The sequence below is a fragment of the Streptomyces sp. SID1328 genome (assembly GCF_009865595.1).
GTDB lineage: Bacteria > Actinomycetota > Actinomycetes > Streptomycetales > Streptomycetaceae > Streptomyces > Streptomyces griseoluteus.
Genome location: NZ_WWKH01000868.1, coordinates 1 through 6117, shown reverse-complemented (window position 1 = coordinate 6117; position 6117 = coordinate 1). Strand labels below are relative to the sequence as shown.

Here is a 6117-nt window from a genome sequence, read left to right as displayed (position 1 = left end):
CTTCTTCGCGGGAGCCTTCTTCGCCGCCTGCTTCTTGGCCGGCGGGGCGGACTTCTTCGCCGGGGCCTTCTTCGCGGGAGCCTTCTTCGCGGCCTGCTTCCTGGCCGGCGGAGCGGACTTCTTGGCGGGCTGCTTCTTCGCGGCGGGCCGACGGCGAGGCGGCCTCTCGGGCTCCTCCTCCGGCTCCTCTTCCTCCTCAGGCTCCTCTTCCTCCTCAGGCTCCTCGCCCTCCTCAGGTTCCTCTTCGGGTTCCTCCTCCTCTTCCTCTTCCTCCTCGAAGTCCTCCTCCTCTTCCCGGGGCCCCTGGTCGCCCTCGGACTCCTCCGCCTCCTCGGCCTCGAACTCCTCCTCCTCGGGCTCCTCCGCCTCTTCCTCGGGCTCCTCGGCCTCGTCCTCGTACTCCTCGCCCTCTTCCTCCCCGTTCTCTTCGTTCTCGCCGTTCTCCTCGTCCTCTTCCGCCTCTTCGGACTCCTCCGAGTCCTCGGCCTCCTCCGGCTTCTCGTCCTTCTTCTGGCCGAGGCGCTGGGTGCGCTCACGGAGGGACTCGGCGAGGTCGCCGAGGCGGCGGTCGGCAGCGGCGGTCAGTGCCTTGCGGCCCGCGTTGAGCAGTTCGCCGCGCACCTGCTCGTTGAGTTCCTGCACGCCCGGCACCCCGCCGAGCTTGCCGAGGCCCTCGCTCAGCAGCGCCTGGGGGTTGAGGCCGGTGCGGCGACCGGCGAGATAGGTCGCCAGCGCGAAGGCGAGGCGTCCCTTCTTCGTACGTCCGAGCACGTAGCCGCCCGCGACTGCGGTGGCGAGAGCGACCTTGGTCGTGTCATTCATGAACCGGTTCCTTTCGGAAGGGTCAGGAAAGAAACGGGGTTCCGGCCGGCACCCCGACCCGGCCCGCGATCGATGAAGAAGGGATCGCGCACATCGCGCACATCGTGCGCCGCGCCGGGACTCCGGCAGAGCCGCGCACGCGGTTGCGGCGGGCCCGTGAGCCGGCCAACAGTGCTACGACTTATAACCCTATATGCTGAAATTGTATGTTCGCGCGTGGAATCTGGCGCCCGCTCCGGCCCTCCCGGAGAGACCGCTTCGACCACCGGAGAGACCATGGCCGCAGCAGAAGAGCCCGCGAAGCGGCGGACCGGCAGCAGTCGGGCCACCGGCCGGCGACCGGCCGGCGAGCCGCGCCACCGCCCGTCCAAGGGCCCTGCCTGGGCGATGCGGATCGCGGCCGAGCAGCTCACGGAGCTGCTCGGCCGGGCCCCGGATTCCGTCTCGGCGCTGAAACCGACGAACGAGGGTTGGGAGGCCGACGTAGAGGTGCTCGAACTGGAGCGAGTGCCCGACACGACCAGCGTGATGGCGACCTACCGCGTCTCCCTCGACAAGGAGGGCGACCTCGTGGCCTACGAGCGCACGCGCCGCTACACCCGAGGGCAGATCGACCGGCGCGGCTGAGACCCGCCGGTGAAGGGAGGCACCATGACCGTGGTGCCGCAAGGCGGAGGCAATGTCACCCGCGGTGGCGGTGGCAGCGGCAGCCTCTACGACGTCCTGGAACTCATCCTGGACCGCGGCCTGGTGATCGACATCTTCGTCCGCGTGTCCCTGGTGGGCATCGAGATACTGAAGATCGACGCCCGTGTCGTCGTGGCCAGCGTGGACACGTACCTGCGCTTCGCGGAGGCGTGCAACCGGCTGGACCTGGAGGCCGGGCGCAAGGCTCCGGCCCAGCTCACCGACATCGTCGGCGACAGCGTGGAGAGCGGGGCGAAGGGCAAGTCCAAGGGCGCGCTGAGCGGGGCCGCCGAGGCGGTCACCGACTCCCTGAAGGCGGTCACCGGTGGTGACGGTGACGAAGAGGACGAAGAAGAGGAGCGGGAACCCGTACGCAAGCGGCGGCCGGCCAAGCGCGCCTCCAAGCGGACCTCGACCCGTGAGAGGGAATGAGCGATGGGCGTCTACGTCTACTCCGTCACCGACAAACAGCACCCGCTGCGCCTCGACGGCCTGCGCGGCGTCGGCGAGTCCCCCGGCCCGCTGCGGGCGGTGACCGCCGGATCGCTGTGCGCGGTGGTCAGCGACGCGCCCGAGGACCTGCGCCCGAAGCGGCGGGACGTCGGCGCGCACCAGGAGGTGCAGGAGCGGCTCATGGCCGACGGCACCGTACTGCCCCTGCGGTTCGGCCTGGTGGCGGCGAGCGACGACGAGGTGCGGGCGGCGCTGGAGGAGCGGGCCGAGGAGTACACGGACCGGCTCCTGGAGCTGGCGGGCTGCGCCGAGTACAACCTGAAGGTGGCACAGGACGAGGACTCCCTGCTGCGCCAGATCCTCGCCGAGTCGCCTCCGGCCCGGCAGCTCAACGACGACATCCGCAGCGGAACGGCCGACCCGTCGGCGGCGATGCGGCTCGGTGAGCTGGTGGCCCAGGAGGTGCAGGCCCGTCAGGAGGCGCTGGCCGCCGGGGTGGTCGAGGCGCTGCGTCCGTTCGCGCGTGACGTGGACTCCACGCAGCCGACCGGGTCGGACTTCCTCAACGTGTCCTTCCTGGTGGCCGACGACCAGGAAGAGGCCTTCCTCACCACGGAGCTGAGCGTCGCCCACCAGCTCGGCGAGGGGCTCGACTTCCGGCTGAACGGCCCGCTCCCGCCGTACACCTTCGTCTGAGAACCGAGGGGTTCCATGGGCCTGTTCACCCAGATCCTCACCCTCCCGCTGGCGCCGGTGCGCGGCGTCGGCTGGGTGGTCGAACGCGTCCTGGAGGCGGCCGAGGACGAGTACTACGACCCCGCCCCCATCCACGCCGAACTCGCCGCGCTGGAGAAGCGGTTGCTCGCCGGGGAGATCGACGAGGAGACGTTCGACCGGCGGGAGGACGAACTGCTCGACCGGCTGGAGGAGATACGGAACTTCCGCGGACAGCAGTCCTGATCCGGCACTAGGGAACGCGAGGCCACCATCGTGAGCGAACCACTGGGCAACCGGCTCGGCCCCACCCCCTCACGGGCGGCGCAGCCCTACGGGCAGGGCTCGTCCGCCAACCTCGCCGACATCCTCGAACGCGTTCTGGACAAGGGCATCGTGATCGCGGGCGACATCCAGATCAACCTGCTCGACATCGAGCTGCTGACGATCAAACTGCGGCTGCTGGTCGCCTCCGTCGACAAGGCGAAGGAGATGGGCATCGACTGGTGGGAGCACGACCCCTCCCTCTCCTCGCGGGCCAGGGGTGACGAGCACTCGCTCGCCGAGGAGAACCGCCGCCTGCGGGCCGAACTCGCCGCGCTCAGAGAGCCGGAGGAGTTGCTGGAGGTCGAGCCGGAGGACTACACCGAGGAGCCGGAGGAGTACGCCGAGGAGCCGGAGGAGTACGCCGAGGAGGAAGAGGAGCCCGACGAGGAAGAGGTGGAAGAGGCAGAGCTGGAGGAAGAGGAACCGGAGCCCGAGCCCGAACCCGCCCCGCGCCCCGCCCGCCGCCGGAAGCGGAGCCGCGATGAGTGATCTCATGACGTACGTCTACGGCGTGACCCGCGCCGACGACGCCCTGGCGGAGCGGCTGGCCGCGCTGGAGGGCGTGGTCGGCGCCCCCGTACATCTGGTACCCGATGACAGCGGGCTCGCTCTGGTGGTCAGTTCGGTACCGGCGGAGGACTTCCGGGAGGAGGCGCTGCGCCGCAGGCTGGAGGACCTGGACTGGCTGAGCGCGGTGGCCCGCGCCCACCACGGGGTCGTGGAGGCGGTCGCCGCGTACACCACCGTACTGCCGCTGCGCCTGGCCACCGTGTATCTGGACGACGCCCGGGCGCGCGAAGTGCTGGCCGCGGGACGCGAGTTGTTCACGGACCGGCTGGCGCGGCTCGCGGGACACGTCGAGTGGGGCGTGAAGGTCTACGTGGACCCCTCGGCCGCGCCCGAGCCACCTCCCGTCCCCGCCGACACGCAGTTGAGCCCCGGACGCTCGTATCTGCGCGGCCGCCGGCAGCAGCAGCGCCACCGGGACACCACCCACCGGGCGGCCCAGCGGGCGGCCGATGGCATCGAGGCGGCGGGGCGCGCGTACGCCAGTGAGCGGGCCCGGCACCGGGTGCAGCAGGGGGCGCTCGCCGAGGCGGCGGGCGAGAACGTGGTCAACGACGCGTATCTGGTGCCGCTGGAGCGGGGCGAGGCGTTCCGGGCCGAGGTGGCGCGGGCGGCGGACGGGCTCGCGGGGGTGCGGGTCGAGATCACCGGGCCGTGGGCGCCGTACTCGTTCGCCATGGGACCCGAGGAGACCGGCGACGCGGCGGGGGCAGGGCCGTGACCACGCCCGAACGCCGGGCCGCGACCGAGCCGCTGGCGCAGCGGCAGGTCGCGCTCATCGACCTGCTGGACCGCCTGCTGAGCGGCGGGGTGGTCCTCACCGGCGACGTGGTGCTCTCCATCGCCGGCATCGACCTGGTGCGGGTCTCGCTGCGGGCGCTGATCGTGTCCATCAGCGCGGAGGTGCCGTCGCCGTTCACGGAGCCGAGGCGGATCGAGGGGCGGGGCGATGACGGCTGACGACGAGCGCGGCGGCCCGGACCGGCGCAGGGCCGAGGTCGCGGCGGCGGCCGAGCGGGCGTTCCGGCTGCTGCCCGCGGCGCCCGGCGACCTGCCGGCCTCCGACGGGCGGACGTCCGTACCGGCGCGCCGGATCACCGCCGATCCGGACACGGTGGAGCGGGACCTGATGAAGCTGGTCCTCACCCTGGTCGAGCTGCTGCGTCAACTCATGGAGCGCCAGGCCCTCAACCGCGTCGACGAGGGCGACCTGACCGAGGAGGAGGAAGAGCGCCTGGGGGCGACGCTGATGCTCCTGCACGACCGGATGACCGGGCTGTGCGCGCGGTACGGGCTGACGATGGACGACCTCAACCTCGACCTGGGTCCGCTGGGCACACTGCTGCCGCCCCCGGAGTGAGGGCGGCAGCGGCGGCGTTCAGTCGTGCCATTCGGTGGGCTTGGTGCCGGGAGGCGGGGTGCCCGGTTCGAGCCGGACCACGATCCCCTTGGAGGTGGGCTGGTTGCTGATCGCCGCGACGCTGTCGAGCGGGACCAGCGGCTGCACCTCCGGGTAGTACGCGGCCGCGCATCCCCGGCTGGTGGGGTAGGGGATGACCTCGAAGCCCTCCACCCGGCGGTCGACGTCGTCGCGCCAGACACCGATGATGTCCACGAACTGCCCCCGGACCAGGCCCAGATCGACCATGTCCTCCGGGTTGATCATGATGATGTTGCGGCGGCCGTGGATACCGCGGTAGCGGTCGTTGTTGGTGTACGGGATGGTGTTCCACTGGTCGTGCGAGCGCGTGCTCTGCAGGATCAGGTGGCCGGGGGGCGCCGCGGACATGTCCCAGTCGTTGACGGTGAACATGGCCTTGCCGGTGGCGGTGGCGTACACGCCCTCGTTGACCGGGTTGGGCAGCTTGATGCCGCCCGGCCGGGCGACCCGCCGGTTGAAGTCGTAGAAGCCCGGAATGATCTTGGCCACCCGGTCGCGGATGTTGCCGTAGTCCGCCTCGAACTCCAGCCAGGGGATGTCGACCTTGTCGCCGAGGGTGCGTTGGGCCAGCCGGCACAGGATGGCGACCTCGCTGAGCAGCAGCCGGGAGGCGGGGCGGAGCTTGCCGAACGAGGTGTGCACCTCGCTGGAGGTGTTCTCCACCGTGACGAACTGGACGCCGCCCGCCTGGATGTCGATCTCGGTGCGGCCGAGGCAGGGCAGGATCAGCGCGGTCTCGCCGGTGACGGTGTGCGCCTTGTTGAGCTTGGTGGTGATCTGTGCGGTGACCTTGCAGCGGCGCATGGCCGCGTCGGTGACCTCGGTGTCGGGGGCGGCGCGTACGAAGTTGCCGGCCAGCGAGAGGAACACCTTGACCTTGCCCTCGGCCATCGCCTTGACGGCCTTCACCGCGTCGTAGCCGTGGTGGCGCGGCGGCTCGAAGCGGAACTCGGACTTCAGGGCGTCCAGGAACTCGTCGGGCATCTGCTCCCACACGCCCATGGTGCGGTCGCCCTGGACGTTGCTGTGTCCGCGCACGGGGCTGGCGCCGCAGCCGACCCGGCCCAGGTTGCCGCGCAGCATCAGGAAGTTGACGATCTCGCGGA

The 6117-nt window shown here is 71.0% G+C and carries 10 protein-coding genes; 8 read left to right on the top strand and 2 right to left on the bottom strand.

Annotation, left to right across the window (positions count from 1 at the left end; translation table 11 throughout):
* On the bottom strand, positions 1-822 hold an 822-nt coding region (locus GT030_RS27965; RefSeq protein ID WP_161203460.1), incomplete at its 3' end, for a histone protein.
* A 276-nt stretch (positions 823-1098) separates the two neighbouring features.
* Here GT030_RS27965 and GT030_RS27960 point away from each other — a divergent pair.
* From GT030_RS27960 to GT030_RS27925, 8 genes are read left to right on the top strand one after another with little or no spacing between them, the layout of a single operon-like run.
* On the top strand, positions 1099-1449 hold the full coding sequence (locus tag GT030_RS27960) for a gas vesicle protein (protein WP_161203459.1): 351 nt from the start codon (positions 1099-1101) through the stop codon (positions 1447-1449).
* Between the two features lie 24 nt (positions 1450-1473).
* A complete protein-coding gene (gene gvpJ / locus GT030_RS27955) occupies positions 1474-1941 on the top strand; it encodes a gas vesicle protein GvpJ (RefSeq protein WP_161203458.1) in 468 nt (155 codons plus the stop codon).
* Positions 1942-1944: 3 nt separating this feature from the next.
* Positions 1945-2658, top strand: a complete 714-nt coding sequence (locus tag GT030_RS27950; protein WP_161203457.1) for a GvpL/GvpF family gas vesicle protein — start codon at positions 1945-1947, stop codon at positions 2656-2658.
* A gap of 15 nt (positions 2659-2673) precedes the next feature.
* Positions 2674-2922: a gas vesicle protein GvpG gene (locus GT030_RS27945; protein WP_086691465.1), complete on the top strand. Its 249-nt coding sequence runs from the start codon at positions 2674-2676 to the stop codon at positions 2920-2922.
* Positions 2923-2952: 30 nt separating this feature from the next.
* Positions 2953-3492 carry a gas vesicle protein gene (locus tag GT030_RS27940; RefSeq protein WP_161203456.1) on the top strand — a complete coding sequence of 180 codons (540 nt, stop codon included), beginning with the start codon at positions 2953-2955 and terminating at the stop codon, positions 3490-3492.
* Positions 3485-4291, top strand: coding sequence for a GvpL/GvpF family gas vesicle protein (locus tag GT030_RS27935; protein ID WP_161203455.1), 807 nt, complete (start codon positions 3485-3487; stop codon positions 4289-4291). The genes GT030_RS27940 and GT030_RS27935 overlap by 8 nt, the downstream gene beginning before the upstream one ends.
* Positions 4288-4530, top strand: a complete 243-nt coding sequence (locus tag GT030_RS27930) for a gas vesicle protein (protein ID WP_086691471.1) — start codon at positions 4288-4290, stop codon at positions 4528-4530. The genes GT030_RS27935 and GT030_RS27930 overlap by 4 nt, the downstream gene beginning before the upstream one ends.
* A complete protein-coding gene (locus GT030_RS27925) occupies positions 4520-4930 on the top strand; it encodes a gas vesicle protein K (protein WP_161203454.1) in 411 nt (136 codons plus the stop codon). Before GT030_RS27930 ends, GT030_RS27925 begins: the two co-directional genes overlap by 11 nt.
* Before the next feature lie 18 nt (positions 4931-4948).
* Here GT030_RS27925 and GT030_RS27920 read toward each other — a convergent pair.
* The coding region (locus GT030_RS27920) for a molybdopterin dinucleotide binding domain-containing protein (RefSeq protein ID WP_272920729.1) at positions 4949-6117 on the bottom strand (1169 nt) is incomplete at its 5' end.

Excerpts from the sequence above, each read along its gene's own strand:
- GT030_RS27960 (WP_161203459.1), top strand. The coding sequence starts at position 1,099 with ATGGCCGCAGCAGAAGAGCCCGCGAAGCGGCGGACCGGCAGCAGTCGG.
- GT030_RS27945 (WP_086691465.1), top strand. The coding sequence starts at position 2,674 with ATGGGCCTGTTCACCCAGATCCTCACCCTCCCGCTGGCGCCGGTGCGC.
- GT030_RS27925 (WP_161203454.1), top strand. The coding sequence starts at position 4,520 with ATGACGGCTGACGACGAGCGCGGCGGCCCGGACCGGCGCAGGGCCGAG.
- GT030_RS27950 (WP_161203457.1), top strand. The coding sequence starts at position 1,945 with ATGGGCGTCTACGTCTACTCCGTCACCGACAAACAGCACCCGCTGCGC.
- GT030_RS27935 (WP_161203455.1), top strand. The coding sequence starts at position 3,485 with ATGAGTGATCTCATGACGTACGTCTACGGCGTGACCCGCGCCGACGAC.
- gvpJ (WP_161203458.1), top strand. The coding sequence starts at position 1,474 with ATGACCGTGGTGCCGCAAGGCGGAGGCAATGTCACCCGCGGTGGCGGT.